Origin of the sequence: Kosakonia sacchari SP1, from assembly GCF_000300455.3 — a bacterium.
Taxonomy (GTDB): domain Bacteria; phylum Pseudomonadota; class Gammaproteobacteria; order Enterobacterales; family Enterobacteriaceae; genus Kosakonia; species Kosakonia sacchari.
In genome coordinates this window covers 4546616-4573350 of record NZ_CP007215.2, presented here as the reverse complement: position 1 = coordinate 4573350, position 26735 = coordinate 4546616, and the positions used below count along the sequence as shown (strand labels likewise).

General features: G+C 54.2%; 26 protein-coding genes. 17 read left to right on the top strand and 9 right to left on the bottom strand.

What is annotated here, in order from left to right; translation table 11 throughout:
* Nucleotides 1–214 precede the first annotated feature (214 nt).
* From yjbE to C813_RS44565, 4 genes are all read left to right on the top strand, one after another.
* Complete coding sequence (gene yjbE / locus C813_RS44580) at nt 215–457, top strand: exopolysaccharide production protein YjbE (RefSeq protein WP_007372406.1); 243 nt, start codon at nt 215–217, stop codon at nt 455–457.
* Between the two features lie 64 nt (nt 458–521).
* Complete coding sequence (locus tag C813_RS44575) at nt 522–1157, top strand: YjbF family lipoprotein (RefSeq protein ID WP_017459421.1); 636 nt, start codon at nt 522–524, stop codon at nt 1155–1157.
* Nucleotides 1157–1894: a capsule biosynthesis GfcC family protein gene (locus tag C813_RS44570; RefSeq protein ID WP_017459422.1), complete on the top strand. Its 738-nt coding sequence runs from the start codon at nt 1157–1159 to the stop codon at nt 1892–1894. Before C813_RS44575 ends, C813_RS44570 begins: the two co-directional genes overlap by 1 nt.
* A 2-nt stretch (nt 1895–1896) precedes the next feature.
* Nucleotides 1897–3993 carry a YjbH domain-containing protein gene (locus tag C813_RS44565; protein WP_017459423.1) on the top strand — a complete coding sequence of 699 codons (2097 nt, stop codon included), beginning with the start codon at nt 1897–1899 and terminating at the stop codon, nt 3991–3993.
* A gap of 100 nt (nt 3994–4093) precedes the next feature.
* On the opposite strand, the gene C813_RS44560 is transcribed toward C813_RS44565, so the two are convergent.
* Both C813_RS44560 and C813_RS44555 read right to left on the bottom strand, forming a co-directional pair.
* Nucleotides 4094–4555: an acyltransferase gene (locus C813_RS44560; protein ID WP_017459424.1), complete on the bottom strand. Its 462-nt coding sequence runs from the start codon at nt 4553–4555 to the stop codon at nt 4094–4096.
* A 9-nt stretch (nt 4556–4564) separates the two neighbouring features.
* Nucleotides 4565–5074 carry a GNAT family N-acetyltransferase gene (locus tag C813_RS44555; protein WP_017459425.1) on the bottom strand — a complete coding sequence of 170 codons (510 nt, stop codon included), beginning with the start codon at nt 5072–5074 and terminating at the stop codon, nt 4565–4567.
* Between the two features lie 138 nt (nt 5075–5212).
* On the opposite strand from C813_RS44555, the gene psiE reads away from it, so the two are divergent.
* Nucleotides 5213–5623 carry a phosphate-starvation-inducible protein PsiE gene (gene psiE, locus C813_RS44550; RefSeq protein WP_017459426.1) on the top strand — a complete coding sequence of 137 codons (411 nt, stop codon included), beginning with the start codon at nt 5213–5215 and terminating at the stop codon, nt 5621–5623.
* A 211-nt stretch (nt 5624–5834) separates the two neighbouring features.
* On the opposite strand, the gene malG is transcribed toward psiE, so the two are convergent.
* The 3 genes from malG to malE all read right to left on the bottom strand — a co-directional run bounded on the left by malG (nt 5835) and on the right by malE (nt 9664).
* A complete protein-coding gene (gene malG, locus C813_RS44545; RefSeq protein ID WP_017459427.1) occupies nt 5835–6725 on the bottom strand; it encodes a maltose ABC transporter permease MalG in 891 nt (296 codons plus the stop codon).
* Nucleotides 6726–6739: 14 nt separating this feature from the next.
* Entirely contained in the window at nt 6740–8284 is a 1545-nt protein-coding gene (malF, locus tag C813_RS44540) for a maltose ABC transporter permease MalF (RefSeq protein ID WP_017459428.1), read from the bottom strand.
* 189 nt (nt 8285–8473) lie between these two features.
* Nucleotides 8474–9664: a maltose/maltodextrin ABC transporter substrate-binding protein MalE gene (malE, locus tag C813_RS44535; RefSeq protein ID WP_017459429.1), complete on the bottom strand. Its 1191-nt coding sequence runs from the start codon at nt 9662–9664 to the stop codon at nt 8474–8476.
* Nucleotides 9665–10034: 370 nt separating this feature from the next.
* On the opposite strand from malE, the gene malK reads away from it, so the two are divergent.
* The 5 genes from malK to ubiA all read left to right on the top strand — a co-directional run bounded on the left by malK (nt 10035) and on the right by ubiA (nt 15270).
* Entirely contained in the window at nt 10035–11144 is a 1110-nt protein-coding gene (malK, locus tag C813_RS44530) for a maltose/maltodextrin ABC transporter ATP-binding protein MalK (RefSeq protein ID WP_017459430.1), read from the top strand.
* 175 nt (nt 11145–11319) lie between these two features.
* The gene (locus C813_RS44525) at nt 11320–12645 is read left to right on the top strand and encodes a maltoporin (protein ID WP_017459431.1); all 1326 of its coding nucleotides are present in this window, start codon (nt 11320–11322) and stop codon (nt 12643–12645) included.
* Between the two features lie 68 nt (nt 12646–12713).
* Entirely contained in the window at nt 12714–13703 is a 990-nt protein-coding gene (gene malM, locus C813_RS44520) for a maltose operon protein MalM (RefSeq protein WP_025263766.1), read from the top strand.
* 180 nt (nt 13704–13883) lie between these two features.
* On the top strand, nt 13884–14381 hold the full coding sequence (gene ubiC, locus C813_RS44515; RefSeq protein ID WP_017459433.1) for a chorismate lyase: 498 nt from the start codon (nt 13884–13886) through the stop codon (nt 14379–14381).
* A gap of 13 nt (nt 14382–14394) precedes the next feature.
* Complete coding sequence (gene ubiA, locus C813_RS44510; protein WP_017459434.1) at nt 14395–15270, top strand: 4-hydroxybenzoate octaprenyltransferase; 876 nt, start codon at nt 14395–14397, stop codon at nt 15268–15270.
* A gap of 40 nt (nt 15271–15310) precedes the next feature.
* Here ubiA and plsB read toward each other — a convergent pair whose 3' ends face one another.
* Nucleotides 15311–17734 (bottom strand): glycerol-3-phosphate 1-O-acyltransferase PlsB, encoded by a 2424-nt coding sequence (gene plsB, locus C813_RS44505; protein WP_017459435.1) that lies wholly within the window; start codon nt 17732–17734, stop codon nt 15311–15313.
* A 130-nt stretch (nt 17735–17864) separates the two neighbouring features.
* Between plsB and C813_RS44500 the strand changes: the two genes are divergently transcribed.
* From C813_RS44500 to C813_RS44485, 4 genes are all read left to right on the top strand, one after another.
* Complete coding sequence (locus C813_RS44500) at nt 17865–18233, top strand: diacylglycerol kinase (protein ID WP_017459436.1); 369 nt, start codon at nt 17865–17867, stop codon at nt 18231–18233.
* 108 nt (nt 18234–18341) lie between these two features.
* The gene (lexA, locus tag C813_RS44495) at nt 18342–18959 is read left to right on the top strand and encodes a transcriptional repressor LexA (RefSeq protein ID WP_017459437.1); all 618 of its coding nucleotides are present in this window, start codon (nt 18342–18344) and stop codon (nt 18957–18959) included.
* Between the two features lie 81 nt (nt 18960–19040).
* On the top strand, nt 19041–20372 hold the full coding sequence (dinF, locus tag C813_RS44490; protein ID WP_017459438.1) for an MATE family efflux transporter DinF: 1332 nt from the start codon (nt 19041–19043) through the stop codon (nt 20370–20372).
* Nucleotides 20373–20550: 178 nt separating this feature from the next.
* Nucleotides 20551–20760, top strand: a complete 210-nt coding sequence (locus C813_RS44485; RefSeq protein WP_007372427.1) for a CsbD family protein — start codon at nt 20551–20553, stop codon at nt 20758–20760.
* A gap of 271 nt (nt 20761–21031) precedes the next feature.
* Here the strand turns inward: C813_RS44485 and zur are convergent, their stop codons facing one another.
* Nucleotides 21032–21547: a zinc uptake transcriptional repressor Zur gene (gene zur, locus C813_RS44480; RefSeq protein WP_017459439.1), complete on the bottom strand. Its 516-nt coding sequence runs from the start codon at nt 21545–21547 to the stop codon at nt 21032–21034.
* Nucleotides 21548–21829: 282 nt separating this feature from the next.
* Between zur and traF the strand changes: the two genes are divergently transcribed.
* Nucleotides 21830–23146: a conjugal transfer protein TraF gene (traF, locus tag C813_RS44475; protein WP_017459440.1), complete on the top strand. Its 1317-nt coding sequence runs from the start codon at nt 21830–21832 to the stop codon at nt 23144–23146.
* 75 nt (nt 23147–23221) lie between these two features.
* Here the strand turns inward: traF and ycaC are convergent, their stop codons facing one another.
* Nucleotides 23222–23845, bottom strand: a complete 624-nt coding sequence (gene ycaC, locus C813_RS44470; protein WP_017459441.1) for an isochorismate family cysteine hydrolase YcaC — start codon at nt 23843–23845, stop codon at nt 23222–23224.
* A 270-nt stretch (nt 23846–24115) separates the two neighbouring features.
* Between ycaC and dusA the strand changes: the two genes are divergently transcribed.
* Together dusA and pspG are read left to right on the top strand one after the other, a co-directional pair.
* Nucleotides 24116–25153 (top strand): tRNA dihydrouridine(20/20a) synthase DusA, encoded by a 1038-nt coding sequence (dusA, locus tag C813_RS44465; RefSeq protein ID WP_096325418.1) that lies wholly within the window; start codon nt 24116–24118, stop codon nt 25151–25153.
* A gap of 134 nt (nt 25154–25287) precedes the next feature.
* On the top strand, nt 25288–25530 hold the full coding sequence (gene pspG, locus C813_RS44460; protein ID WP_017459443.1) for an envelope stress response protein PspG: 243 nt from the start codon (nt 25288–25290) through the stop codon (nt 25528–25530).
* Nucleotides 25531–25718: 188 nt separating this feature from the next.
* Here pspG and C813_RS44455 read toward each other — a convergent pair whose 3' ends face one another.
* Complete coding sequence (locus tag C813_RS44455) at nt 25719–26702, bottom strand: quinone oxidoreductase (protein ID WP_017459444.1); 984 nt, start codon at nt 26700–26702, stop codon at nt 25719–25721.
* Between the last annotated feature and the right edge of the window lie 33 nt (nt 26703–26735).

Genomic DNA, 26735 nt, shown 5'->3' with positions numbered 1-26735 from the left:
AGCCTTATTGTGTCAATATTTTGTCATTATTTAATTATTTGAAATATATCAAATTTTTCATTTTATCTTCTCTTTTTAAATGCCGGATACCAATTTTCCGAAAACGTTCCCCGCTATTTCCCGATGCGTAAACCCTCTGCTTTAGTTGTGTATACTCGATATCGCCTGAATTCTTTCAGGTAAATCTCCATTCATTCAATGAAGGGAAATTGATATGAAAAAAGTCCTGTATGGCATTTTTGCCATATCCGCGCTTGCGGCGACTTCTGCTTTTGCTGCACCGGTGCAAATCGGTGAAGCGGCAGGGTCGGCAGCGACCTCTGTTTCTGCGGGTAGCTCCGCAGCAACGAGCGTTAGCACCGTAGGGTCCGCGGTGGGTGTCGCGCTGGCGGCAACCGGTGGCGGTGATGGCTCCAACACGGGAACCACGACCACCACGACCACAAGTACCCAGTAATAGCGGGTACATTAACTATAACCACACTTCGGTGTGGTTATTCCGCCCCTTTCGGAGAAGAGTCGTGAAGCGACCTGGTATCATCTTGATTTGCCTGCTCCTTCAGGCATGTTCAGGCCCCATCAAAGGCCTCGGGAATTCACTCTGGAATAGCGTATTTGGCACGCCGGGCGTACAGCTCACGGATGAAGAAATCCTCAATATGCCCTACGCCAGCCAGTACATGCAGCTCAACAACGGCCCACAACTGTTTGTGGTGCTCGCTTTCGCCGAAAACGGGCAGCAGAAATGGGTGACGCAGGATCAGTCCACCATCGTCACGCAAAACTATCGCATCGTGAAAACGCATCTGCCTGGCGACAACCTGCTGGATGTGAATAACCTGGCGGCAGATCCACTGGCAAAACCGAACCAGGTTGTTGATGGCGCGAGCTGGACGCGCTTAATGGGCTGGACAGAACACAAGCAGGTGCGCTACGCCACCGCCCGTTCTGTCTTCCACTGGAATGGCTCCGACACGGTGAAACTGGCGAGCGACGTAACGGCTGTGCGCATTCTTGAAGAAGAGGTAACGACCGACCAGAAACGCTGGCGCAACCGCTATTGGGTGGATGATCAAGGGGTTATCCGGCAATCCGAGCAGTACCTTGGCGCGGACTGGTTCCCGGTGAAAACCACCCTGATTAAGGCGGCGAAATAATGAAAAAACGTGCTCTTCTTCCGCTCCTGGCCTGCCTTGCTTCTCCTGTGGCGTTCGCTGTCGGCACGGTGGATGTCTATATGGAAGGCGACAGCAAACCGAAAACCCTCACCAACGCCGAGTATCTGGTGGATCTGGTAGGGCAACCGCGTCTGGCGAATAGCTGGTGGCCCGGCGCGGTGGTGAGTGAACGCCAGGCGACAGTTGCCGAGCAGGCGCGCCATCAGGCACTTCTTGCGCGGCTTAGCGCCCTTGCCGCCGATGAGAGTGGCAACAGCGCCGCAGCCATTAACGCCTTACGCCAGCAATTGCAGGCCATGAAAGTGACGGGTCGGCAAATTGTCGAGCTGGACCCGGATTACCTGCGTACCCATCGCCTCGCCAACCGCCCTTTACAGGGGCAATACACCTTATGGGTGGGCAAGCAGCCAACCACCATCACTGTGGTTGGGCTTATCAGCAGCCCAGGCAAAAAAGTGTTTACGCCCGAACGCGATGTGGTGAGCTATCTGGATGAGATGAGCCTGCTGAGCGGCGCGGAACGCAGCTATGCCTGGGTGATTTACCCCAACGGCAAAACACAAAAGGTACCGGTTGGCTACTGGAACCGACGCCACGTGGAGCCGATGCCCGGCAGCGTGATTTTTGTCGGTTTCGCACCGGGTTTGTGGAGCAACGAGTATGACGAGCTGAATGCCGACATTCTTCAGTCCCTGACGCATCGGATACCGGAATAATAATGAAAAAATCGTTTGTCATTAGCCTGTTGGCGCTGGGGATTAGCGCCGCCTGTCACGCAGAATCGTACCCGGACCCGATTGGCCCCTCGCAGTCGGATTTCGGCGGCGTCGGTCTGCTGCAAACGCCCACTGCGCGTATGGCGCCCGAAGGCGAATTGAGTTTTAACTACCGCGATAACAATCAATACCGCTACTACTCCGGTTCGGTGCAGCTCTTCCCGTGGCTGGAAACGACGCTGCGCTACACCGATGTGCGCACGCGGAAATACAGTACGGTAGAAGCCTTCTCTGGCAATCAGTCCTATAAAGATAAAGCCTTCGATTTGAAACTGCGCCTGTGGCAAGAAGGTTACTGGCTGCCGGAAGTTTCCGTAGGGGCGCGCGATATTGGCGGTACCGGGCTGTTCGATGGCGAATATCTGGTGGCGAGCAAAGCCTGGGGGCCGTTCGATTTCTCGCTGGGTATCGGTTGGGGCTACCTTGGCACCAGCGGCAACATCAAAAACCCGCTCTGCTCTTACGACGAGAAGTATTGTACGCGCGACACCCGTTACAAAGCCGCAGGCTCGACGGATACCAGCCAGATGTTCCGTGGCCCGACCGCGTTGTTTGGCGGGGTGGAGTACCAGACGCCATGGAACCCGCTGCGCTTAAAACTGGAGTATGAAGGGAACAACTACCAGCAGGACTTCGCCGGTAAGCTGCCGCAGCGCAGCAAGGTCAACGTCGGCGCGATTTATCGCGTCACCGACTGGGCGGACATAAACCTGAGCTATGAGCGCGGGAATACCTGGATGTTCGGCTTTACCCTGCGTAACAACTTCAACAACCTGCGCCCATCCTATATCGACAACGCCCGGCCGAAATATCAGCCGCAGCCGCAAGATGCAATCCTCCAGCATTCGGTGGTGGCGAATCAGTTGACCTTACTGAAATACAACGCCGGGCTTACCGATCCACAAATTCAGGTGAAAGGTGACACGCTGTATGTCACCGGCGAGCAGGTGAAATACCGCAATACCCAGGAAGGTGTTGAGCGCGCGAATCGCATTGTGATGAATGACTTGCCGGATGGCATTCGCACGATTCGCGTGACGGAAAACCGTCTCAATATGCCGGTTGTCACCACCGAGACGGATGTTGCCAGCCTGAAGCGCCACCTTGAAGGTGAACCGCTGGGGCAGGATACGGAACTGGTGCAAAAACGCGAAACGCCGATCGTGCCGGACAAACCAGAGCAGGGTTGGTATATCGATAAATCCTCGTTCGATTTCCACATCGATCCGGTGCTTAACCAGTCATTCGGCGGGCCGGAAGCTTTCTACATGTATCAGCTTGGCGTGATGGCCACCGCCGACTGGTGGTTAACAGATCACCTTCTGACCACCGGTAGTCTGTTTGGCAACCTGACCAATAACTACGACAAGTTTAACTACACCAACCCGCCGAGAGATTCAGCGCTGCCGCGTGTGCGTACCCGCGTGCGTGAATATGTGCAGAACGATGTTTACATCAACAACATGCAGGCGAACTACTTCCAGTACCTGGGCAATAACTTCTATGGCCAGGTGTATGCCGGGTATCTGGAAACCATGTACGGTGGTGCTGGTGCCGAGCTGTTGTGGCGTCCGGTTGATAGCCACTGGGCGTTTGGCATTGATGGCAACTACGTGAAACAGCGTGACTGGCGCAGTGCGCAGGACATGATGAAGTTCACCGATTACAGCGTGAAGACCGGCCACTTCACCGCTTACTGGACGCCGTGGTTCGCCGAAAATGTGCTGGTGAAAGCGAGTGTGGGGCAATATCTGGCGGGCGATAAAGGTGTCACGCTGGATGTGTCGAAGCACTTTGACAGCGGGATTGTGGTGGGTGCGTATGCCACCAAAACCAACGTTTCAGCCGCGCAGTACGGGGAAGGGGACTTCACCAAAGGGGTCTACATTTCGGTTCCGCTGGATCTGTTCAGCACCGGCCCGACCCGCAGCCGCGCTGGAATTGGCTGGACACCGCTGACGCGTGATGGTGGTCAGATGCTGGGCCGTAAGTTCGAGCTTTACAACATGACCAACGATAAGACGGTCAACTTCCAGTAAACCTTTTCTCTCCCCGTTTGGGGAGAGAACTGCCGCAAGGCCTGCCTGTTTTCACCATCAGCCATATTTCTCTCCCCGTTTGGGGGAGAGAAAGTGGCATTCATAACCGGCGCAACAACCGCGCAGGATTTCCCGCATACACTCCTTTCTCGCTGATCGATTTGGTCACCACGCTGCCCGCGCCTATCACGCAACCATCGGTAATGGTCACTGCCAGAATCGTTGCGCCGCTGCCAATCGACACGTCATTACCAATCACGATGCGCCCCCAGTTGTTGCTGTCCGGGTCTGGTTTGCCATCACGAAACATATCGTTGGCAAACATTACGCCGTGACCGATAAAGCAGCGCTCACCAATGGTGACATATTCGCAAATAAAGCTGTGGGACTGGATTTTCGAACCTTTACCGACCTGGGTGTGCCCCTGAATTTCGACAAACGGGCCGACAAACACATCGTCCGCCAGTGTGCAGTCGTATAAATTGGCGGGTTCATAAATCACCACATTGTCGCCGCAGGTCACATTGCGTACGGCGGTTTGGCGCAAAGAGGCGCTTGTCATCATCCCTCCTTAAAGCGATTTGCCCAGAATATGCAGCGTACTTTGCTGCGACGCGGTACTGAATGTTGTGTCTTTGAGATGCGTGAATCCCTGGCGAAGATAAAAGCGCTGCGCGTTTGGGTTGGCGTCCAGCACTTCCAGCCAGATAAACCTCTCTCCGCGCTGTTGCGCCAGGCGTTCTATTTCTGCCAGCAGTCGCTCGCCGTAGCCTTTCCCCGTTTCGCCCGGTAACAGATAGAGTTTATGCAGCAGCGTACCCACCGGGCCATGTTCGTCGACCGCGCTGTGCCAGGAGACTTTGGCGAAACCGACAGGTGCCGTATTCTGCGCGATAAACCAGCCGCCCGCTTCGCTTTGCAGGCTCTGTTCGATTACTACCGGGGAATACTCCTGGCTGAGAAATGCCTCCAGTTCGGCCGGTTCGCGCCACAGAGGGGCAAAATGATGGCGATAACTGGCGTAGCCCATTTCACTCAGTAACGCGGCGTCCGCGATTTCAGCCTTACGTACGATAAGCATGCTCTTTTTCGTCTCCTGCGTGGACATGTCTGTGCAACATGTCATCACGCGGTGTCACAAAATATAAGCAAATAATGTAGATCCAGATCACATTTTTGCGATATACAAAGTGTTGTTCACCAGCAATGAGGTGCCGCTATGACATCGCTAACTCGTCCTCGCGTTGAGTTTATTTCGACCATATTGCAGACCGTGCTGAATCTTGGTCTGTTGAGCCTCGGTCTGATTTTGATTGTCTTTTTGGGCAAAGAGACACTGCATCTGGCCGATGTGCTGTTCGCGCCGGTGCAAACCAGCAAATATGAGCTGGTGGAAGGGCTGGTGGTTTACTTTCTCTATTTCGAATTTATCGCCCTGATTGTGAAGTACTTTCAGTCCGGGTTTCACTTCCCGCTGCGCTACTTTATCTACATCGGCATTACCGCGATTGTGCGGTTGATCATTGTCGATCACCAGTCGCCAATGGACGTACTGATCTACTCGGCGGCGATCCTGTTGCTGGTCATCACGCTGTGGTTGTGTAACTCGCAACGGCTGAGGCGCGAATAAAAAAAGGGCGATCCGAGGATCGCCAATGACTTCACAAGTTGGGTGATACAAGTTGAGGGTGCAGTGGCAACGCCGGTCATCTTTCGAGTGATCGCTGTGTTGGCTTCCTTTAATCACCCCGGTCACTGACTACAGTCAGTGACCGGGGATTCATGCAGTTGCCGCCGTGCTCTCATCCGAAATATGTAGGGCGTAATAACAACAATGAAAATTAACCTTTCACACCGCCTGCGGTCAGGCCGTTAACCAGCCAACGCTGCGCAAGCAGGAAGACAACTGTAATTGGGATCGCGGACAGCACCGCCGCCGCGGCAAAATCGCCCCACAGGTAGTTTTGCGGGTTGAGATATTGCTGCATCCCGACCGCCAGCGTGTAACTGTTGACATCGCGTAGCAGCAACGAGGCAACCGGTACTTCGGTAATGGCGGCGATAAATGACAGAATAAACACTACCGCCAGAATCGGCACCGACAGCGGCAGCAGCACCAAACGGAACGCTTGCCACGGTGTTGCGCCATCCAGCGAGGCGGCCTCTTCCAGCGAACCGTCGATTGTTTCGAAATAACCTTTGATCGTCCACACATGCAGCGCGATCCCGCCCATATAAGCGAAGATCACCCCGCCGTGCGTATTCAGGCCGATAAATGGCACGTACTGGCCGAGCCGGTCAAACAATGCGTACAGCGCCACCAGCGACAGCACCGCCGGGAACATCTGGAAAATCAGCATCCCTTTCAGCAATGTCGCTTTGCCGCGAAAACGCATACGGGCAAAGGCGTACGCAGAAGTGGTGGAGAGCGCCACAATGCCGACTGCGGTGATCACGGCGATTTTCACCGAGTTCCACAGCCACAGCAGCACCGGGAACGGCGGCGGTGTGACGCGGCCATCGGCGTGTTCGACGCTAAAGCCCAGCGCGAGGCGCCAGTGTTCCCACGAAATATTTTCCGGAATCAAACTGCCGGTAGCGAAGTTACCTTCACGCAGCGAAATGGCGACCACCATCAGCAGTGGAAACATAATCGCGGCAATAAACACCAGCAGTAACAAATGGGTGATAAACAGCCGCAGCTTTTGCGATTTCGCCTGCACCATAGCCATAATTTTCGTCCTCCTTAATCGAATTTCATGCGCGTAGCTTTCAGGTTGACGATAGCCAACGCACCTACCAGCAGGAAAATCAGCGTGGCGATAGCGGCAGCGAGCCCAAAGTCCTGACCACCGCCGCCTTCAAAGGCGATGCGATAGGTGTAGCTCACCAGCAAGTCGGTATAACCGGCCGGCGTGGTGGTGCCGATGCGATCCGGGCCACCATTGGTCAGCAGTTGGATCAGCACGAAGTTGTTAAAGTTAAACGCGAAGCTGGCGATCATCAGCGGCGTCAGCGGCTTGATCAGCAGCGGAAAGGTGATGCGGAAAAAGTTTTGCAGCGGCCCGGCACCGTCCATGGCCGAGGCTTCATACAGATCGTCAGGGATCGCTTTCAACAGCCCCATGCACAGGATCATCATGTACGGATAACCGAGCCAGGTGTTGACGATCACGATCATTGAACGCGCGGTGGTGGGATCGCTAAACCAGGCCGGTTTAATGCCAAACAGCGCGCTCAGCATCATATTGATCTCGCCAAAACTCTGGTTAAACAGCCCCTTGAAGATCAAAATTGAGATAAACGATGGTACGGCATACGGCAGGATTAACAGCACGCGATAAATCGCTTTGCCTTTCAGGGACTCCCACTGTACGACGCAGGCCAGCACCATGCCGACAGCAACGGTCAGCACCACGGTCAGCACCGAAAACACCACCGTCCAGATAAAGATCTCAATAAACGGTTTTTGAATGCCTTCATCGGTAAAGACGCGCGTGAAGTTATCCCAGCCGATGGTCACGGTATAGCCGGGGCTGAGCTTTTCGCTGCCCCAACTGCCATCGGCGTTAATCACCTGGAAGTAGCCGATTTCATTGTTCGGGCGGTATTTCGCGCCGCTCTGGTTGTTGGCCAGCGTGCCGTCCTGCTCAAGCTGATACAGCGGGCGCGTACCGGAGAACTGGCGCAGCGAACTCATCGCCACTTTGCTGCCATCCGGCAGGAGTGCGGTCAGCTGGTTCAGCGCCTGGCGGTTTTGCGTGATGATGCGCAGATTGGCGCGCTCGCCAGCGGGCAGGGCGTCAGCCTCTTTTAAGGTCAGTTGCTGCTCGCCGCCGGGTTTGAACGCATCGGAAACGTAATTTTTGCCGCTGTCGCCGTCGGTCAGCGCCAGTCGCCACGCGTCACCTTCCGGGTAAAGCCCAAAGTTATACGCTTTGCCTGCCTGGTAGGAACGGTCGAGCAGCACCTGCTGCGCGCGCTCCTGGGTGAGTTGGTTAGTGCTGCTGTAGTTGGTAAACGCGATGGCGATGGTACAAATCAGCGGGAACAGGACAAACAGCCCCATACCGGCCACGCCGGGGTAAACATAGCGCCAGGCGTATGCCTTGCGATTGGCGAAAATATAGAGGCCCGCCGAGCTGAGGACGAGCGTGGTAATGGCGAAAAGGTATTCCCCCTGGGCATACATCATAACGACAAGGTAAGCCACCAACAGGCCAACAACGGTGATGGCCGCCCATGCGAGTTGCGGGCTTTGCCACCAGTGGCGTTTTCTTCTTACATCCATGGGGATTTCCTCTCTACTCGACACCCTTCACGCTGCCGCGTTGTTGGCTGCGGTTGCGCACGCTGGTCGCTTACTTTTGTAAGCACTCCGGGGTACACATCGTTGCCGCCGTGATGCGCGCGAAGGATGCCGCGTATACAACATGTCCAATTCGCCTTATCCCCATCCGGGGATAAGGCATTCACATTTTTACTTGGTAATACGACCCTGGGCGTCTTTCAGCGCGGCGTCGACGGTCTGGCGATCGCTAACGGCGTTGATAACCGCAGTGCGTGTGGCGTACCAGAAGGCAGCCATTTGCGGGATGTTCGGCATAATTTCGCCGGTTTTCGCGTTATCCATTGTCGCGGCGATGCGCGGGTCTTTCGCCAACTGATCCTGATAGGATTTCAGCGCGACCGCACCCAGCGGTTTGTCCTTGTTAACGTCTGCCAGGCCTTGATCGGTCAGCAGGTAGTTTTCGAGGAACTCTTTCGCCAGCTCTTTGTTCGGGCTGGCGGCGTTGATGCCTGCGCTCAGCACGCCAACGAACGGTTTAGAAGGCTTACCTTTAAAGGTTGGCAACAGCGCGACGCCGTAGTTGATTTTGCTCTTATCAATGTTGGCCCACGCCCACGGACCATTGATGGTCATCGCGGTTTCACCTTTGTTAAACGCCGCTTCTGCAATCGAGTAATCCGTGTCGGCATTCATGTGTTTGTCTTTAATCAGCTTCACGAGGAAACCGAGACCGGCTTTCGCGCCTGCGTTGTCGACGCCGACATCTTTCACGTCATATTTACCGTTTTCAAACTTGAAGGCGTAACCGCCATCGGCGGCAATCAGTGGCCAGGTGAAGTACGGTTCTTGCAGGTTGAACATCAACGCGCTCTTACCTTTCGCTTTCAGCTGTTTATCCAGCGCCGGGATCTCTTCCCAGGTTTTCGGCGGGTTCGGCACGAGATCTTTGTTGTAAATCAGCGATAAGGATTCGACAGCAATCGGGTAGGCAATCAGCTTACCGTTGTAGCGTACGGCGTCCCAGGTGAAGGGGAACAGCTTGTCCTGGAAGGCTTTATCCGGGGTGACTTCCGCCAGCAGACCGGATTGCGCATAGCCGCCAAAGCGGTCGTGCGCCCAGAAAATAATGTCCGGGCCGTCGCCGGTTGCAGCAACCTGCGGGAATTTCTCTTCCAGTTTATCCGGGTGTTCTACGGTAACTTTAATGCCGGTGTCTTTCTCAAATTTCTTACCCACTTCGGCAAGGCCGTTATAGCCTTTGTCGCCGTTGATCCAAATGACCAGCTTACCTTCTTCGATTTTGGCGAGGGCAGAGGCGGAAAACATCATCGTCGCCACTGCGGACAAAGCGAGGATGCGTGCGCCTGTTTTGATTTTCATATATCCCGTCCTTTAGGTGATGTGCTCGTGGATACGCTCAAGGTAGTTCGACGGGATTAGTCTCCTTTTTTGACAAGCGCTTCTCATCCTCCTTGACCCTACGCCCCTGGGGCGATTTGTGTGATCTCTGTTACAGAGATTTGCATTATGTGTGTGAGCGCACATAAAAAAGCGCTGATTTTTGCAGAGCCCATCACGAAAATGCCCGCCACCCGCCCATCCGGGGGGCAGAGGCGTTGTTCTCATCCTCCCGCCTCCTCCCCCACAAAAAACCAGGGGGGTGGAGGATTCGCCCGCTGAATCGATGCTCCATAGTCAGCCCACGTTGAATGTTTCTGTTGGTGACAGGTTGTAACGAAGGGAGAAGGGCATGGCGAGCGTACAGCTGCGTAATGTAACGAAAGCCTGGGGCGATGTGGTGGTGTCGAAAGACATCAGTCTCGACATCCACGAAGGAGAATTCGTGGTGTTTGTCGGCCCGTCAGGCTGTGGTAAATCGACGCTGCTGCGCATGATTGCCGGGCTGGAAACCATCACCAGCGGGGATTTGCTGATTGGCGATACCCGCATGAATGAGGTTCCTCCGGCAGAACGCGGCGTTGGCATGGTGTTTCAGTCCTACGCGCTCTATCCGCATTTGTCGGTAGCGGAAAATATGTCTTTCGGCCTGAAGTTAGCGGGCGCGAAAAAAGAGATGATCAAATCGCGCGTCACGCAAGTCGCGGAAGTGCTGCAACTGGCGCATTTACTGGATCGCAAACCGAAAGCGCTCTCCGGCGGTCAGCGCCAGCGCGTGGCGATTGGTCGTACCCTGGTGGCTGAACCCCGCGTTTTCTTGCTTGATGAACCTCTCTCCAACCTTGATGCCGCCCTGCGTGTGCAGATGCGTATTGAGATCTCCCGTCTGCACAAACGTCTTGGCCGCACGATGATTTACGTCACCCACGATCAGGTAGAAGCGATGACGCTGGCCGACAAAATCGTGGTGCTCGATGCCGGGCGCGTGGCGCAAGTGGGTAAACCGCTGGAGCTGTATCACTACCCGGCAGACCGTTTTGTCGCCGGTTTTATCGGCTCGCCGAAGATGAACTTCCTGCCGGTAAAAGTGACCGCTACCGCCATTGAACAAGTACAGGTTGAGCTGCCCAACCGCCAGCGCGTGTGGCTGCCGGTGGACAGCGCCAATGTGCAGGTCGGCGCGAATATGTCTTTGGGCATCCGCCCGGAGCATCTGCTGCCCAGCGACATCGCCGATGTCACGCTGGAGGGCGAAGTTCAGGTCGTCGAACAGCTTGGTCACGAAACACAAATTCATATCCAGATCCCTGCAATACGCCAGAACCTGGTCTACCGCCAGACTGACGTGGTGCTGGTAGAAGAGGGTGCCACATTCGCCATCGGCTTACCGCCGGAGCGTTGCCATCTGTTCCGTGAAGATGGCACCGCCTGCCGCCGGTTACATAAAGAACCGGGCGTTTAAGCGTACCCCACAAAGCGTTTACACAAAGCCATTCGCATTATGTCGAGGCGGCAACTGACTGAACTTCCCGTTTCGTACCCAGTTACGCGACCGGAGTGAAAGAAGGCAGCCAGTAAAGAGATAGCGCGAAGGGGGATGTGTAAAAAAAAGAAAAGCAAGCTCAGGAGATAGAACGATGATTACTCTGCGCAAACTTCCACTGGCTCTCGCTATCGCGGCAGGCGTACTGTCTGCACAGGCGGGCGCTGTCGACTTCAAAGGTTACGCCCGTTCGGGGATTGGCTGGACCGGCAGCGGCGGCGAGCAGCAATGCTTCCAGGCCACCGGTGCGGATGCCAAATACCGTCTCGGTAACGAGTGCGAAACCTATGCGGAAATTAAATTAGGCCAGGAAGTCTGGAAAGAAGCGGATAAAAGCTTCTATTTCGACTCCAACATTGCCTATAAAACCGCACAGCTGAACGACTGGGAAAACGACAACGTACCAGCGGTTCGCGAATTTAACGTAGTGGGTAAAAACCTGATCGACTCCCTGCCAGGCGCCAACATCTGGGCCGGTAAGCGTTTCTATCAGCGCCATGACGTACATATGATCGACTTCTACTACTGGGATATTTCCGGCCCGGGTGCAGGTATTGAAAATATTGACGTTGGCATCGGTAAACTCTCTCTGGCCGCAACGCGTTCTTCTGAGCTGGGTGGTTCTTCTGCCTTTGGCGATCGCGACTCGACCACCGGTCTGCGCACTTACAACCATGCCGTGCCGAACGATGTCTTCGATGTGCGTTTAGCGCAGTTGGCGACCAACCCGAACGGTGTGCTGGAACTAGGCGTTGACTACGGTCACACCAACATTCCTGACGACTATTACCTGGAGCCGGGCGCATCGAAAGATGGCTGGATGTTCACCGCTGAACATACTCAGAGCATGATGAAGGGTTACAACAAGTTCGTGGTGCAGTACGCCACTGACGCGATGATCTCACAGGGGAAAGGCCAGGCTCGCGGCGGCGCTGTGGATAACGACGGTCACCTGATCCGCGTACTGGATCATGGTGCTATCAACCTCGCTGAGAAGTGGGATTTGATGTATGTCGGTATGTATCAGGACACCGATCGCGATAACAAGCGCGGTAATACCTGGTACACCGTGGGTGTCCGTCCGATGTACAAATGGACGCCGATCATGAGCACCTTGATGGAAGTGGGTTACGACAACGTCAAATCCCAGCAAACGGGCGATCGCAACAGCCAGTACAAAATCACCCTGGCGCAACAGTGGCAGGCGGGCGACAGCATCTGGTCCCGTCCGGCAATCCGCGTTTTCGCTACCTACGCCAAGTGGGATGAGAAATGGGGTTATGTGAAAACGGACGCCGATGGCAACACCTCTTCCCTGGCTGCGAGCAATGGCGCCACCACACCGTTTGGCTTTGGCACTAATAGTCGTGGTAACGACGACGAGTGGACCTTCGGTGCCCAGATGGAAATCTGGTGGTAATGCTTAAACACCTGCTGTAATGACCAAATGAGGGGCGCAAGCCCCTCAATCTTAGGTGACGCGCGCTATTGCCTGGCCAACGCTCACCGCGCAATCAAGGTGATCATAATGAAAATGAAAAAAGTCTCGTCGCACTCTGCTTATCCGCAGGGCTGCTGGCTGCGGCTCCCGCTGTGAGCCTGGCTGCTGTGAATATCGTGCCGCAGGATATCTCTGCTGCGCCATCTATCCCAACGTCAACACTGCAACAACTGCACTGGACACCGGTTTCACCTTCACAAACGCTGAGTAGTGATATTTCTGCCGCCGGGCAGACGCTGAATACCGGCGATATTACTGGCCCGGTGATGGCCTATAGCGTTCCGGCGAATATCGGCGAGTTGAACATTACATTGACCAGCAAAGTGAACAACGAGAGCGTTTATGCGCCAAACGTGCTGGTACTTGATCAGAACTTCACACCTGCAGCATTTTTCCCGTCCAGCTTCTTTGCATACCAGGAGCCGGGCGTGATGTCGGATAACCGTTTAGAAGGCACGATGAAACTGACCCCGGCGTTGGGTCAGCAGAAACTTTATCTGCTGGTATTTACCACGCAAAAAGATCTGCAAAAAACCACGCAGATGGTGGATCCGGCTAAAGCCTATGCCAAAGGTAACGGCAACGCCGTACCGGATATTCCCGATCCGATTGCCCGCCATGGCGTGACAGGTTCACTGGCGCTGAAAGCCAGCACTTCCTCCTCTTCCAGCATATTAGTCGGCCCGCTGTTTGGTTCTTCTGGCCCAGCTTCCGTTACCGTGGGCAATACCGCCGCACCGGCTTATAGCACGCAACCAGCTCCGGCCGCCGCGCCCGCTGCGGCTCCTGCGCCAGCGCCAGTGGCGAAGAGCGAGCCGATGCTCAACGATACAGAGAGCTACTTTAACCAGGCCATCAAACAAGCCGCTGCGAAAGGTGATATTGATAAGGCGCTGAAATTATTGAATGAAGCAGAACGCCTCGGGTCGAAATCCGCCCGTGCCACTTTTATCAGCAGTGTAAAAGGCAAGGGGTAATCTCTCCCCACAATGCTGATATTTGCAGCAACTGGTGCGTCGCCTGACGCACCTTTTTTTCCGGCGCAGATGCGCGCTGTTGCGCATCTGTTGCGCTGATGAAAACTGAATGAAGTTTCCCCGCCCCGTGCGCCGGTTCTGCGATACAATAACGCTACGTTATGTACCGGAGAGTAAGGCATGTCACACCCTGCGCTTACGCAACTGCGAGCGCTGCGCTACGTAGACGCAATTCCCGCGCTTGAACCGCAACTGCTCGAGTGGCTGTTGCTGGAAGATTCGATGACCAAACGTTTTGAGCAACAAGGCAAGACGGTCAGCGTTACGCTGATTCGGGAAGGCTTTGTGACGGTGGATGAGATCGCCGAAGAACGCGACAGTCTGCCGAAGGAGGATCGTTACTGGTTGCGGGAAATTATTCTCTGCGCCGACGGGGAACCCTGGCTCGCCGGACGCACCGTGGTGCCGGAATCTACACTGAGCGGCCCGGAACTGGCGCTGCAAACCCTGGGTAAAACGCCGCTTGGGCGATATCTCTTTACCTCATCTACGCTTACGCGTGACTTTATTGAAATTGGTCGTCATGAGCAGCTCTGGGGACGCCGTTCCCGTCTGCGTCTGGGCGGAAAACCGCTGATGCTGACCGAACTGTTTTTGCCTGCATCGCCGCTGTACTAAGAGGAAAAAGAAAATGGAGTGGAGTCTCACGCAGAATAAGCTGTTGGCCTTTCACAGGCTTATGCGTACGGACAAACCAATTGGCGCTTTACTGCTGCTGTGGCCAACGCTGTGGGCGCTGTGGGTGGCGACGCCGGGCGTGCCGCCGCTGTGGATTTTGCTGGTTTTTGTCGCGGGCGTCTGGCTGATGCGCGCTGCCGGTTGCGTGGTCAATGACTATGCGGATCGTAAATTTGATGGTCATGTTAAACGCACGGCGAATCGCCCGTTGCCAAGCGGCGCGGTAACGGAAAATGAAGCGCGGGTGCTGTTTGTGGTGCTGGTGCTGCTGGCCTTCGCGCTGGTGCTGACGCTGAATGTGATGACCATTTTGCTCTCCGTCGCGGCGCTGGCGCTGGCGTGGGTTTACCCGTTTATGAAGCGTTATACGCACCTGCCGCAGGTGGTGCTCGGCGCAGCGTTCGGCTGGTCGATTCCAATGGCGTTTGCCGCCGTGAGTGAGTCTGTGCCGCTGAGCTGCTGGATCATGTTTCTCGCCAATATCCTGTGGGCAGTCGCGTACGATACGCAGTATGCGATGGTTGACCGTGATGACGATGTGAAGATTGGTATTAAGTCGACGGCTATCTTGTTTGGTCGTTTCGACAAGCTGATTATCGGGATTTTGCAGGTGGCTGTGCTGGTGCTGATGGCGTCTATTGGCTGGCTGAATGGGCTGGGCTGGACGTATTACGGGACGGTGCTGATTGCCGGTGCGCTGTTTGTTTACCAGCAAACATTGATTGCTGGTCGCGACCGCGATGCCTGTTTTAAAGCGTTTATGAACAATAACTATGTTGGGCTGGTGCTGTTTTTAGGGCTGGCGTTAAGTTATCTGCATTTGCCTTGAGTTTTTTCCCCTCTCCGTGAAGAGAGGGGAAAATTTACCCTCACGCTTCCGCTTGCGTCGCGCTCTCAATCGTCAGACGCACATCCGACGTTATCAAGTCCGCCAGCATCTGGTACACGTTTAAGGTACGTGCCGGATCCGCATCGCCGGTATCGCTGATATAACCTTCATCGCGCAGCGTCAGCACCAGCGTACTGAATACCGCTTTATCGAAGAACTCCGGCGCGTTGATGCCGTGCAGTACCGACAAGCGCTGCGCCAGCGTGCGGCTCTCTTTTTCCAGCGTGCTGCGGTTCATCGCCGGATTGGCGCTCAGTAGCCAGAAAGTAATGGCGTAACGCTGTAAGGTTTCGCGCGCGCCTGCTGCCAGCAGTTGCAAGGTGCGGGAGTGCGCCGGATTGATGCTCAGACGATCGTCTTTCACCGTCAACAAGCCCTGGCGCAGTAGCTCTTGCGTCAGGTTCTCCAGCACTTGTGCCAGCTCCGCTTTTTCCCAGCGCAGGAACAGCTCGGCTTTCAGCATCGGGTAGAGTAACTCGACGTAGCGCAGGATCTCGCTACGGGAGATCGCGCGGTGCTGAGTAACAATGGCTGCCAGCAGCGACGGCAGCATCAGCATATGCGCAATGTTGTTGCGGTAGTACGTCATCAACACCGCCTGCTCACGCGGCAGAATGATGATATCGCCGATGGTGTCTTTCTCGACTTCGAACTTGTTCATCTGCAGCGCGTGATCGATAAGCTCGCTGGCGCTGGCCGAAGGCGTGGTCGAATCTGGCGAATAAGGCACGTTGCGCATCAGCTCAAGATAACAGCTTAACTGCTCGGTCAGTTGCTCGCGCGTCAGTGAACGCTGGCGGGAGGCCAGCAGCGCGGTACAACACAGGTTCATGGCGTTAGCCGCACCGGCGTTGTTGATGCGCACCATCAGGTCAGCGGCAATGGTGTTCACCGTTGGCGTTAACCACGCCGGGCGGATGGATTCAATCGGATCGATGGCTTCGCGCCACTCCGGAACATGATGATTCAGGTAGTTCATCAGCGGGATCGGTTCGCCGAAGTTCACATAACCCTGACCGAGGTTACGCAGCTTGCTTAAGCCACGCACCATCTGCAACAAGCTCTCTTTCTCTTTCGTCGCGCCACGCAGCTCTTTGGCGTAAGTACCCACTTCCATCACGTGTTCATACCCGATGTAAATCGGTACCAGCGTGATGGGGCGCGTACCGCCGCGTAGCATCGCCTGGATGGTCATCGACAGCGTACCGGTTTTCGGATCCAGCAAACGCCCGGTGCGCGAACGTCCACCCTCAACGAAGTACTCCACCGAATAACCGCGGCTGAACAGCTCACCCAGATATTCACGGAACACGGTGGAATAAAGCTTGTTGCCTTTAAATGTCCGGCGAATAAAGAAAGCGCCCAGCCGGCGGAAAATCGGCCCGGCAGGCCAGAAATTCAGGTTGATACCAGCAGCGATATGCGGCGGCACCAGCCCCTGGTGATAGAGCACATAGGAGAGTAACAGGTAGTCCATATGGCTGCGATGGCAGGGCACATAGACAATTTCGTGGCCGTCGTGCGCCAGCTGACGTACGCGCTCGGCATTATGCACGTTAATGCCCTGGTAGAGACGGTTCCAGGTAAAACCCAGAATGCGGTCAGTCAGGCGGATCATCTCGTAGGAGAAGTTCGCGGCAATCTCTTCCATCAGCGCGATGGCGTTTTGCTGCGCCTTATCATGGGAGATCTTTTTGCTGCGCGCTTCATCTTCAACGGCGCGGGCAATCGCCTTTGAAGAGAGCAATTTGTTAAATAAATCCTGACGCGCCGGCAGGCGCGGGCCTACTGCGGCCAGACGCTGGCGGGCAAAGTGCATACGCGCCACGCGCGCCAGTTTCTGCGCGATAATTTTATCGGTGCCGTGCTCGGTCGCCATACGGCGCAGCGAAACCGGTGGTGAGAAACGCACAAAGCTGTCGCGGCCAAGCCAGGAAACAGCAAAAAATTTCTGGATGCCGTTCAGCATGCGCAGCGGCGGGTTAATTTCGCCTTTTTCGCGCCCGGGCGAACGGCCAAACATCACCGATACTGGCACCATTTGCACATCCAAATCGGGATGGCTGCGGTGTAAATCCAGGTAGTCGTGGAACAGCTTGATCGACTCTTCTTTCGGCGCGTAATAGGTGAACACGCGCGGGCCGCCGTGGATAAACACGAAACGCGGCAGCAACGCGCCGTCGATTTCCAGCGGTTCCAGGGGATCGGGCAGCTCATGCGCCAGACATTGCGCGCGTAAAGTCAGTAAGTCAGCCTTTGAGTTATAAGGCAGCACGTACATGATGGGGCGTGATGTATCGAGACCCAGTTCCTGTGCAGGTTCTGCGGGGATCGATTTACTTTTTACCAGCACGCTTAATGGTAAATTCAGTAATTTGTAGTAAATTCGTGGCCAGCCGGACATAAAGGATGTAAAGCCTCTGGTTAATAGTGCCATTGCGCCGCAAGAATATCAGAAAGCGCACATAATTTCTGTTGTACCGCTGCGCGCTTGCTGAGACATTGACGCCAATTTAATAAAAAGGTTCTTTTAAATGGCTAATAATACTACCGGTTTCACCCGGATCATTAAAGCCGCTGGATATTCCTGGAAAGGCGTTCGCGCCGCCTGGATTAATGAAGCGGCATTTCGTCAGGAATCCGTTGCGGTTATCCTGGCAATTATAATCGCTTGCTGGCTCGATATTGACACCATGACGCGCGTACTGCTGATTGGTTCTGTGACGCTGGTAATGATTGTCGAAATTCTGAACAGTGCCATCGAAGCCGTAGTAGACCGTATTGGTTCGGAATTCCATGAACTTTCCGGGCGGGCGAAGGATATGGGGTCGGCGGCGGTGCTGATGTCCATCCTGCTGGCAATGTTTACCTGGATCGCATTACTCTGGTCACATTTTGGATAACGCTTCCAGAATTCGATAACGCCATGGTTTTTTGCTTAAATTTGGTTCCAAAATCGCCTTTAGCTGTATATACTCACAGCATAACTGTATATACACCCAGGGGGCGGGATGAAAGCATTAACGGCCAGGCAGCAAGAGGTGTTCGATCTTATTCGCGATCGCATCACTCAAACCGGTATGCCACCAACGCGTGCGGAAATCGCACAGCAATTGGGGTTCCGTTCCCCAAATGCGGCGGAAGAACACCTCAAAGCGCTGGCGCGCAAAGGGGTTATCGAAATCGTATCTGGCGCATCACGCGGTCTTCGCCTGTTGCTTGAAGAAGAAGAGGACGATATTGGTTTGCCGCTGATTGGTCGCGTCGCTGCGGGTGAGCCGCTGCTGGCGCAGCAGCATATCGAAGGCCATTACCAGGTCGATCCGAGCCTCTTTAAACCTCACGCAGATTTCCTTCTGCGCGTTAGCGGCATGTCGATGCGTGACATTGGCATTATGGATGGCGATCTGCTGGCGGTGCACAAAACGCAGGATGTACGTAACGGCCAGGTTGTTGTTGCGCGTATTGAAGACGAAGTGACGGTCAAACGTCTGAAAAAACAGGGTAACACGGTCGAACTGTTGCCTGAAAACAGCGAGTTTTCGCCGATCGTCGTCGATCTGCGCGATCAAAACTTCACCATCGAAGGGTTAGCGGTCGGTGTCATTCGTAATGGCGCGTGGCTGTAACGCACATTCGCTCTGCTGCGGGGCTGATTCAGGTTCCGCAGCGATCTCTACTTTTCCCTCACTAATGTTCACATTCATACCATGCCTCTGCTAACCGCATCCGACAAAGCGCTCTGGCGGCTTGCGCTGCCGATGATCTTCTCGAATATCACCGTCCCGTTGCTGGGGCTGGTGGATACGGCGGTAGTGGGGCATCTGGACAGCCCGGTTTACCTGGGCGGCGTAGCGATTGGCGCAACGGCGACCAGTTTCCTCTTTATGCTGCTGCTTTTTTTGCGCATGAGCACCACCGGGCTAACAGCTCAGGCGTTCGGCGCGAAGAATGCGCCCGCGCTGGCGCGGGCGTTAGTCCAGCCTTTGCTGCTGGCGCTTGGAGCCGGTGTGTTAATTACTCTGCTGCGCACGCCACTTATCGATCTGGCGCTGCATATCACCGGCGGCAGCGAGGCGGTGCTGGAACAGGCTCGACGGTTCCTGGATATCCGCTGGTTGAGCGCACCCGCTTCGCTGGGCAATCTGGTATTGCTCGGTTGGTTGCTCGGCGTGCAGTATGCGCGCGCACCCGTGATATTGTTGGTGGTGGGGAACCTGCTCAATATCGTGCTCGATCTGTGGTTGGTCATGGGGCTGCATATGAATGTGCAAGGTGCAGCACTTGCCACGGTCATCGCGGAATATGCCACCTTCGCCATTGGCTTATGGATGGTGCGACACGTACTGGTGATGCGCGGCATTCCATTACTGACACTGAAAAATGCATGGCGCGGCGGCGTGCGGCGTTTGCTGGCGCTGAACCGCGATATCATGCTGCGTTCGCTGCTGCTGCAACTCTGCTTTGGTTCGATAACGGTGTTTGGCGCCCGACTCGGGGATGAGACGGTGGCGGCAAACGCGGTGCTGATGATGTTTTTGACCTTTACCGCCTATGCGCTGGATGGTTTCGCGTATGCGGTTGAAGCCCACTCCGGGCAGGCTTACGGTGCCAGAGACAGCAGCCAATTGATGCATATCTGGCGGGCTGCTTGCCGGCAGGCCGGTCTGGTAGCGCTGTTCTTTGCTGTTGTCTATGCACTGGCGGGTCAGCAAATTATCGCGTTGTTAACGTCGCTACCCGCGCTGCAACAGCTTGCCGGGCATTATCTGATTTGGCAGGTCATCTTACCGTTAGTGGGAGTGTGGTGTTATCTGCTGGACGGTATGTTTGTCGGTGCGACGCGCGCGGCCGAAATGCGTAACAGCATGGCGCTGGCGGCGGCAGGGTTTGCCGTTACGCTACTCACCGTGCCTGTCTTGGGTAATCACGGTTTGTGGCTGTCGCTCGCTGTGTTCCTTGCTCTGCGTGGGCTGACGCTGGCGCTGATATGGCGTCGCCACTGGCGTAACAACAGTTGGTTTGCTGCTACAGATTGTTGATCCCGCTTTATTTCTCGTCGTTGTGTACGATTTTTCTCGCCTCGTTTACGCTGCTTTTATCTTATTGGATGGTTAAAGATTCCGAATAAAATTCATAATGCCGAATCCCTGACTACAATAATCAGTACGTTCAGCACGGCGAGAACGTCATTTTAAACCGAACGATAAGGAGTCCATGATGAATAAAGACGAAGTCGGCGGTAACTGGAAACAGTTTAAAGGTACTGTAAAAGAGAAATGGGGCAAGCTCACCGATGACGATATGACGATCATTGAAGGTAAACGTGATCAGTTGGTGGGTAAAATCCAGGAACGTTACGGTTACGCGAAAGATCAGGCGGAAAAAGAAGTGACGGACTGGGAAACGCGTAATGATTACCGTTGGTAGCCAACACATCCCCTCAAATGTGTTAACCCTCTGAAAGGCTACCCTGCCCGAAGGTACAAGGATGTACCACCCCCCAGATTCCACATCTATGAGCTCGAACCGCATTCATTTGGCTTACAAGCTTCCAGATTTTGCGTTCTAATCGCATCCCTCTGTTTAAGCTTGCCTGACTTAGGGCTGTCGCAGTATGTGCTTGCTCGCCGTCGTTAAAAAGCGAAACCTGGCAAGTTGTGGCGTAGGTAATAAATAGCCGAAAAAAGACGAGAGACTATTATCGCGATTTTTTCTTTAGCGGGACGCTATGGTCATGCTGGCAATGATCGTGATGGCGGCAGGCTTCCACTTCCACACAAGCCGCACACAGACCATGGGCTTCAATGACATTATGGCGCAGGGCAAAACCCATTTTCGCCGCCAGCGCATGCATAATATCTTCCACGCCTTCGGCCTGTTCTTCTTTCACCGAACCACAGCGGTCACAAATGAACATCGCAGAAGTATGAGTCGGCTGATCAAAAAGATGACACAGCACATAGCTGTTCGTGGACTCAACCTTGTGGACAAATCCTTGCTCCAGCAGGAAATCAAGCGCGCGATAAACGGTAGGGGGCTTTGCTTGCGGCTCGCTTTCGCGCAGCAGATCAAGCAAATCATAGGCGCTGATCGCCCCTTGTTGCAGGCTTAGTAATCGCAATACTTCAAGGCGCTGGGGAGTCAGGCGCACATTGCGCTGCGCGCACAGCTTTTCAGCCTGCACTAACATCTCTTGCGAAGTGGTCTTATCCATTTGCGCTCTCTGGTCGGGGAAATAGAAACCCACACTTTACCATGTCCTGCCCAAAACACCGAGATCGCCGCCCGTAAACTCCTTTTCTCACTTTCCTTCCCGAAATGAATATCCTCTTCTATAAATATTGAGAGTTTCCTCAATAACTATAACGTTCATATATATCCTGTACGTTCACTTGATTTAGCTTCTTTTTTGGTCGTTGTTCGCAGCAATAGTGAATTCCTGTTTCTTTTAAAATAAACAGGCTTAAAAAACTCATCTGGCTACGAGACACATATTGTGAATAAAAAACGTAAACTTTCAGTGGTCGCTATCGCTGTCTCCTTCTTTGCGGCAAATCAAGCAGGAGCAGCCAATACCTGGGCAGAAGCACGTAACGATGCAATGGGAGGAACGGGGGTTGCATCGGCAAATTATGGTAGTGGGGCACTCATCAACCCGGCGTTGCTGGCGAAAGCCAAGCCGGAAGATGACGTCACGATTATCCTGCCGAGCGTTCAGGCGCAAATTACCGACAAAGATAATCTTCGCGATGAAATCGATAACATCAATGACAAAATTGATGGTTACAAGGATGTGGTCGATAACCTGACCGCCGCGCAGATCATTGCCAATCCGATTGGCACGGTCAATCAGTTCCAGAGCGCGGCGAAAGATCTGGCCGACGAACTGGTGTTCCTGAAAGGCAAAACCGCGCAGGCCAAAGCTGCCGCAGGCATTGCGGTCAGCATTCCAAATGATGTGCTCTCGCTGGCTTTTGTCACCAAAGCGTATGCGCACGCTCGCGTTAGCTCGAATATCGATCAACAGGATATTGATTACCTGCGCAATATTCAGAACAACACCGGTTTTGCCGTAGGCGAAGCGTTAGGCGCGGTGGTTTCGCCAAACGGTAGCGAAGAGATCACCAAAAACCTCAACTCGACCGCAGCGGGCCGTGCGGCAATTGTCTCCGACTTTGGTATCGCCATGGCGCGCCAGTTTGAAGTCGCTGGTGTGCCGTTGTCCCTTGGCGTGACGCCGAAGCTGCAAAAAACCTGGGTCTACAACTACACCGCGTCTATTTATGACTATAAGAGCAGCGACCTGAGAGACAGCCGTTATCGTACCGATGACACCGGCTTTAACATCGATGTCGGTGCCGCCGCAGACTTTGGTGAAAACATTACTGTTGGTTTAACCGGCACCAACCTTATCTCCCGCGATATCGATACTCAGAATATTCGTATTCGCAATGGCAGAACCGGTGATGTCACCAATTACAAAGACACCTATCAGATTAGCCCGGTGGTGACGGCTGGCGCGGCCTGGCACAACGATCTGGTGACATTGAGCGCTGACGGGGATTTAACCGAAACCAAAGGTTTCAAGAGCGAGAAAAACTCCCAATATGTTGGCGTCGGTGCGGAAGTTCGCCCGCTTAGCTGGCTGGCGGTGCGTGCCGGTTACCGTGCGGATGTGAAAGGTGACGATAAAAACGTCTTCACTGGCGGTGTCGGTTTTGCACCGTTTAACCGCGTTCATGTCGATTTAATGGGGCTGGTCGGCGAAGATGAGACCTGGGGTGCAGGCGCACAACTGAGCGTCACATTCTAAGATGTTCTCACCGGAGGCTTAATGCCTCCGGTTCTCTTTTATAGCTTATAAATCAGATAAGTAAGCCTGGCGGGATTATTTGCCACTCATCTTGTTGAAGCTGGTCATCAGATTGCGGTAGTCAGGGATGTGGTTAGAGAACAGGTTGCCCAAACCTTCAATGTCGTTACGCCAGTCGCGATGTAATTCACAAGCAACACCAAACCAGGTCATCAATTGCGCCCCGGCCTGCGACATACGGTCCCATGCTGAATGACGGGTAATTTCATTAAATGTACCTGACGCATCGGTGACAACAAACACCTCGAAGCCCTCTTCCAGGGCCGATAACGCCGGAAATGCCACGCAAACTTCCGTCACCACTCCCGCAATAATCAACTGTTTCTTACCCGTTGCTTTTACTGCCTTCACAAAATCCTCGTTATCCCAGGCGTTGATATTACCCGGGCGAGCAATATAGGGGGCATCGGGAAACTGCGCTTTCAGCTCCGGCACGAGAGGGCCATTCGGACCTGTCTCGAAGCTGGTTGTCAGAATAGTGGGTAGTTTAAAATACGTAGCGAGGTCGGCCAGCGCCAACACGTTATTTTTGAATTTATCTGGATCGATATCCCTGACCAATGACAGCAAGCCCGTTTGGTGATCGACGAGCAACACAGCGGCATTGTTTTTATCAAGACGTACATACGGTTTAGTCATTTCCTTGAACTCCCTTTGACCCATTACGGTGATAAATAGCTTTCGCTATTAATGAACATTTCCTATGCCTACCAAAAATGTTAGGTAGTGGTACCGTTTTGCGCAAGGCGACCCCGTGCATATATCCACAGGGAATGTAGGTCATACGTTGTGTCAGCAGGTTTACGCGCTTTCTCTATGCTAGAATAATGCCCCCGCTATTTCAGGCGTCGGCGATGGCCGGACCTGAGCGGAAATCAGATACGACAAACCTATTTAAAACTGTCCAAAATGCACGGTAACCCTGAAATGACAAACCCCCATCAAACCAACGCAACGACGCTCAATTCCTCTCAACAGTGGAATGGCCGGTTTAGCGTGGCGCCGATGCTTGACTGGACGGACAGACATTGCCGCTACTTCTTGCGCCTGCTGTCGCGCCAGACGTTGCTCTACACTGAAATGGTCACTACCGGTGCCATCATTCATGGCAAGGGTGATTACCTGGCGTACAGCGAAGAAGAACATCCGGTAGCGTTGCAGCTCGGCGGTAGCGATCCGGCGCAGCTTGCTCATTGTGCGAAGCTGGCCGAAGCGCGCGGGTATGATGAAATTAACCTCAACGTCGGCTGCCCGTCTGATCGCGTGCAAAATGGCCGTTTTGGTGCGTGCCTGATGGGCGAAGCGCAACTGGTGGCGGATTGCATCAAAGCGATGCGTGATGTGGTGTCAATTCCGGTCACTGTCAAAACGCGTATTGGCATTGACGATCAGGACAGCTACGAATTTCTCTGCGACTTTATTGGCACCGTGGCCGGAAAAGGCGAGTGTGAAAGCTTTATCATCCATGCGCGCAAAGCGTGGCTTTCAGGGTTAAGCCCGAAAGAGAACCGGGAAATCCCGCCGCTGGATTACCCTCGCGTTTATCAGTTGAAGCGTGATTTTCCGCACCTGACAATGGCCATCAACGGCGGGATCAAATCGCTGGAAGAAGCCAAAGCGCATCTGGAGCATATGGATGGCGTGATGGTCGGTCGCGAAGCGTATCAGAACCCAGGCATTCTGGCGTCTGTTGATCGGGTGATCTTTGGCGCAGACGTGGCAGATGCCGATCCGGTCGCCGTGGTACGTGCTATGTATCCCTACATTGAGCGCGAACTGAGTCAGGGCGCGTATCTCGGGCATATCACGCGCCATATGCTGGGGCTGTTTCAGGGCGTTCCCGGCGCGCGCCAATGGCGTCGTTATCTGAGTGAAAATGCGCATAAAGCCGGTGCGGATATCGCGGTGGTGGAACACGCGCTCAACCTGGTGGCGTCAAAGCGTTAAAATTTAACCAAAAGATAGTCAAATTCACTAAGCTCCGCCTTCTGTTGCGGAGCTTTTTTATTGATAAATAAGCTAATTTTTCCTGGCATGTTTCTTGTAATAACAGCGAGAGTTACCTCTTGGGGAGATCCATCATGCTGGAATTACTGTTTGTCGTAGGCTTTTTTATCATGTTGCTGGTGACCGGCGTTTCGCTGCTGGGCATCATTGCGGCGTTGCTGGTGGCAACGGCTGTTATGTTCCTCGGCGGGCTTTTCGCGTTGATGATCAAGCTATTGCCATGGCTGCTGCTGGCCGTCGCCGTTGTCTGGATTATCCGTGCCGTGAAAGAACCGAAGGTTCCACGTTATCAACGCAATAACCGTTGGCGTTACTAAAGTATTGCGTGGTTCGTCACATACCGAAGACTTTTCCAGGTACATTGCTTAGAACCGAATAGGATTTACTTATTAAATCTGTCACTATCGCGACGTTAACGAATTCATCGCGCTGTACCCTACAATGCAGCCGAACTAAAAAAGAAAGGGCTTCCCACGGGAAGCCCTAATTCTTTCAGGCGATTAGCTTAAGGGATCAACAGACTGGAGCCCTGCGTCGCCCGGCTCTCCAGCACTTCATGCGCCCGCTGTGCATCGTGTAGCGCGAACTTCTGGCTCTCGGCCACATCCACTTTGATAACCCCGCTGGCAATCAGCGAAAACAGCTCATTACTGGCTTCCTGCAACTCTTCCCGGTTAGTGACATAGCCATTGAGGGAAGGGCGAGTGGCGTAGAGCGAGCCTTTCTGGTTAAGAATACCCAGATTCACGCCGGTCACCGGGCCGGAAGAGTTGCCAAAGCTCACCATCAATCCGCGACGTCGCAGACAATCAAGCGACGTTTCCCAGGTGTCTTTCCCTACCGAGTCGTACACCACCGCCACCTTTTTACCGCCGGTGAGTTCTTTGACACGTTCCACCACATTCTCTTCGCTATAGTTGATCACCTGCCAGGCGCCCGCCTGTAATGCGCGCTGCGCTTTTTGCGCGGAACCCACGGTACCAATCAGTTTCGCGCCGAGTGCTTTTGCCCACTGACACGCAATCAACCCGACACCACCGGCGGCAGCATGGAACAGGAACATTTCATCGGGCTTGATTTCGTAGGTTTTGCGCAGCAGATAAAACACCGTCAGCCCCTTCAGGAACGATGCCGCCGCTTGCTCGAAGGAGATAGCGTTTGGCAGCACCGCGACTTTATCCGCCAAAACGTTATGCACCGAGCTGTACGCGCCCAGACCTGATTGCGCATACACCACGCGATCGCCCACTTTTACCTGCGTGACGCCGCTGCCCACTCTGCTGACCACGCCTGCCGCTTCGGTGCCCAGCCCGCTTGGTAACGCTGGCGGCGGATATAACCCACTACGGATATAGGTATCGATATAGTTGATGCCAATGGCTTTATTTTCTACCTGCACTTCGTTTTCCGCTGGCGCTGCGGGAGTGAACTCAACCGCTTTAAGCACCTCAGGCCCACCATGCTTTTGAAATTCTATTCTCGTCGCCATGCTTCCTCCTGATGTGATAATCTCTCAACCCAT

Excerpts from the sequence above, each read along its gene's own strand:
- C813_RS44560 (WP_017459424.1), bottom strand. The coding sequence starts at position 4,555 with ATGACAAGCGCCTCTTTGCGCCAAACCGCCGTACGCAATGTGACCTGC.
- malE (WP_017459429.1), bottom strand. The coding sequence starts at position 9,664 with ATGAAAATCAAAACAGGCGCACGCATCCTCGCTTTGTCCGCAGTGGCG.
- dinF (WP_017459438.1), top strand. The coding sequence starts at position 19,041 with ATGCCTCTGCTAACCGCATCCGACAAAGCGCTCTGGCGGCTTGCGCTG.
- C813_RS44500 (WP_017459436.1), top strand. The coding sequence starts at position 17,865 with ATGGCTAATAATACTACCGGTTTCACCCGGATCATTAAAGCCGCTGGA.
- C813_RS44555 (WP_017459425.1), bottom strand. The coding sequence starts at position 5,074 with ATGCTTATCGTACGTAAGGCTGAAATCGCGGACGCCGCGTTACTGAGT.
- malG (WP_017459427.1), bottom strand. The coding sequence starts at position 6,725 with ATGGCTATGGTGCAGGCGAAATCGCAAAAGCTGCGGCTGTTTATCACC.
- C813_RS44455 (WP_017459444.1), bottom strand. The coding sequence starts at position 26,702 with ATGGCGACGAGAATAGAATTTCAAAAGCATGGTGGGCCTGAGGTGCTT.
- malF (WP_017459428.1), bottom strand. The coding sequence starts at position 8,284 with ATGGATGTAAGAAGAAAACGCCACTGGTGGCAAAGCCCGCAACTCGCA.
- zur (WP_017459439.1), bottom strand. The coding sequence starts at position 21,547 with ATGGATAAGACCACTTCGCAAGAGATGTTAGTGCAGGCTGAAAAGCTG.
- plsB (WP_017459435.1), bottom strand. The coding sequence starts at position 17,734 with ATGTCCGGCTGGCCACGAATTTACTACAAATTACTGAATTTACCATTA.
- ycaC (WP_017459441.1), bottom strand. The coding sequence starts at position 23,845 with ATGACTAAACCGTATGTACGTCTTGATAAAAACAATGCCGCTGTGTTG.
- dusA (WP_096325418.1), top strand. The coding sequence starts at position 24,116 with ATGCACGGTAACCCTGAAATGACAAACCCCCATCAAACCAACGCAACG.
- C813_RS44525 (WP_017459431.1), top strand. The coding sequence starts at position 11,320 with ATGATTACTCTGCGCAAACTTCCACTGGCTCTCGCTATCGCGGCAGGC.
- C813_RS44570 (WP_017459422.1), top strand. The coding sequence starts at position 1,157 with ATGAAAAAACGTGCTCTTCTTCCGCTCCTGGCCTGCCTTGCTTCTCCT.
- ubiA (WP_017459434.1), top strand. The coding sequence starts at position 14,395 with ATGGAGTGGAGTCTCACGCAGAATAAGCTGTTGGCCTTTCACAGGCTT.
- C813_RS44565 (WP_017459423.1), top strand. The coding sequence starts at position 1,897 with ATGAAAAAATCGTTTGTCATTAGCCTGTTGGCGCTGGGGATTAGCGCC.
- psiE (WP_017459426.1), top strand. The coding sequence starts at position 5,213 with ATGACATCGCTAACTCGTCCTCGCGTTGAGTTTATTTCGACCATATTG.
- ubiC (WP_017459433.1), top strand. The coding sequence starts at position 13,884 with ATGTCACACCCTGCGCTTACGCAACTGCGAGCGCTGCGCTACGTAGAC.
- lexA (WP_017459437.1), top strand. The coding sequence starts at position 18,342 with ATGAAAGCATTAACGGCCAGGCAGCAAGAGGTGTTCGATCTTATTCGC.
- C813_RS44485 (WP_007372427.1), top strand. The coding sequence starts at position 20,551 with ATGAATAAAGACGAAGTCGGCGGTAACTGGAAACAGTTTAAAGGTACT.
- pspG (WP_017459443.1), top strand. The coding sequence starts at position 25,288 with ATGCTGGAATTACTGTTTGTCGTAGGCTTTTTTATCATGTTGCTGGTG.
- yjbE (WP_007372406.1), top strand. The coding sequence starts at position 215 with ATGAAAAAAGTCCTGTATGGCATTTTTGCCATATCCGCGCTTGCGGCG.
- malK (WP_017459430.1), top strand. The coding sequence starts at position 10,035 with ATGGCGAGCGTACAGCTGCGTAATGTAACGAAAGCCTGGGGCGATGTG.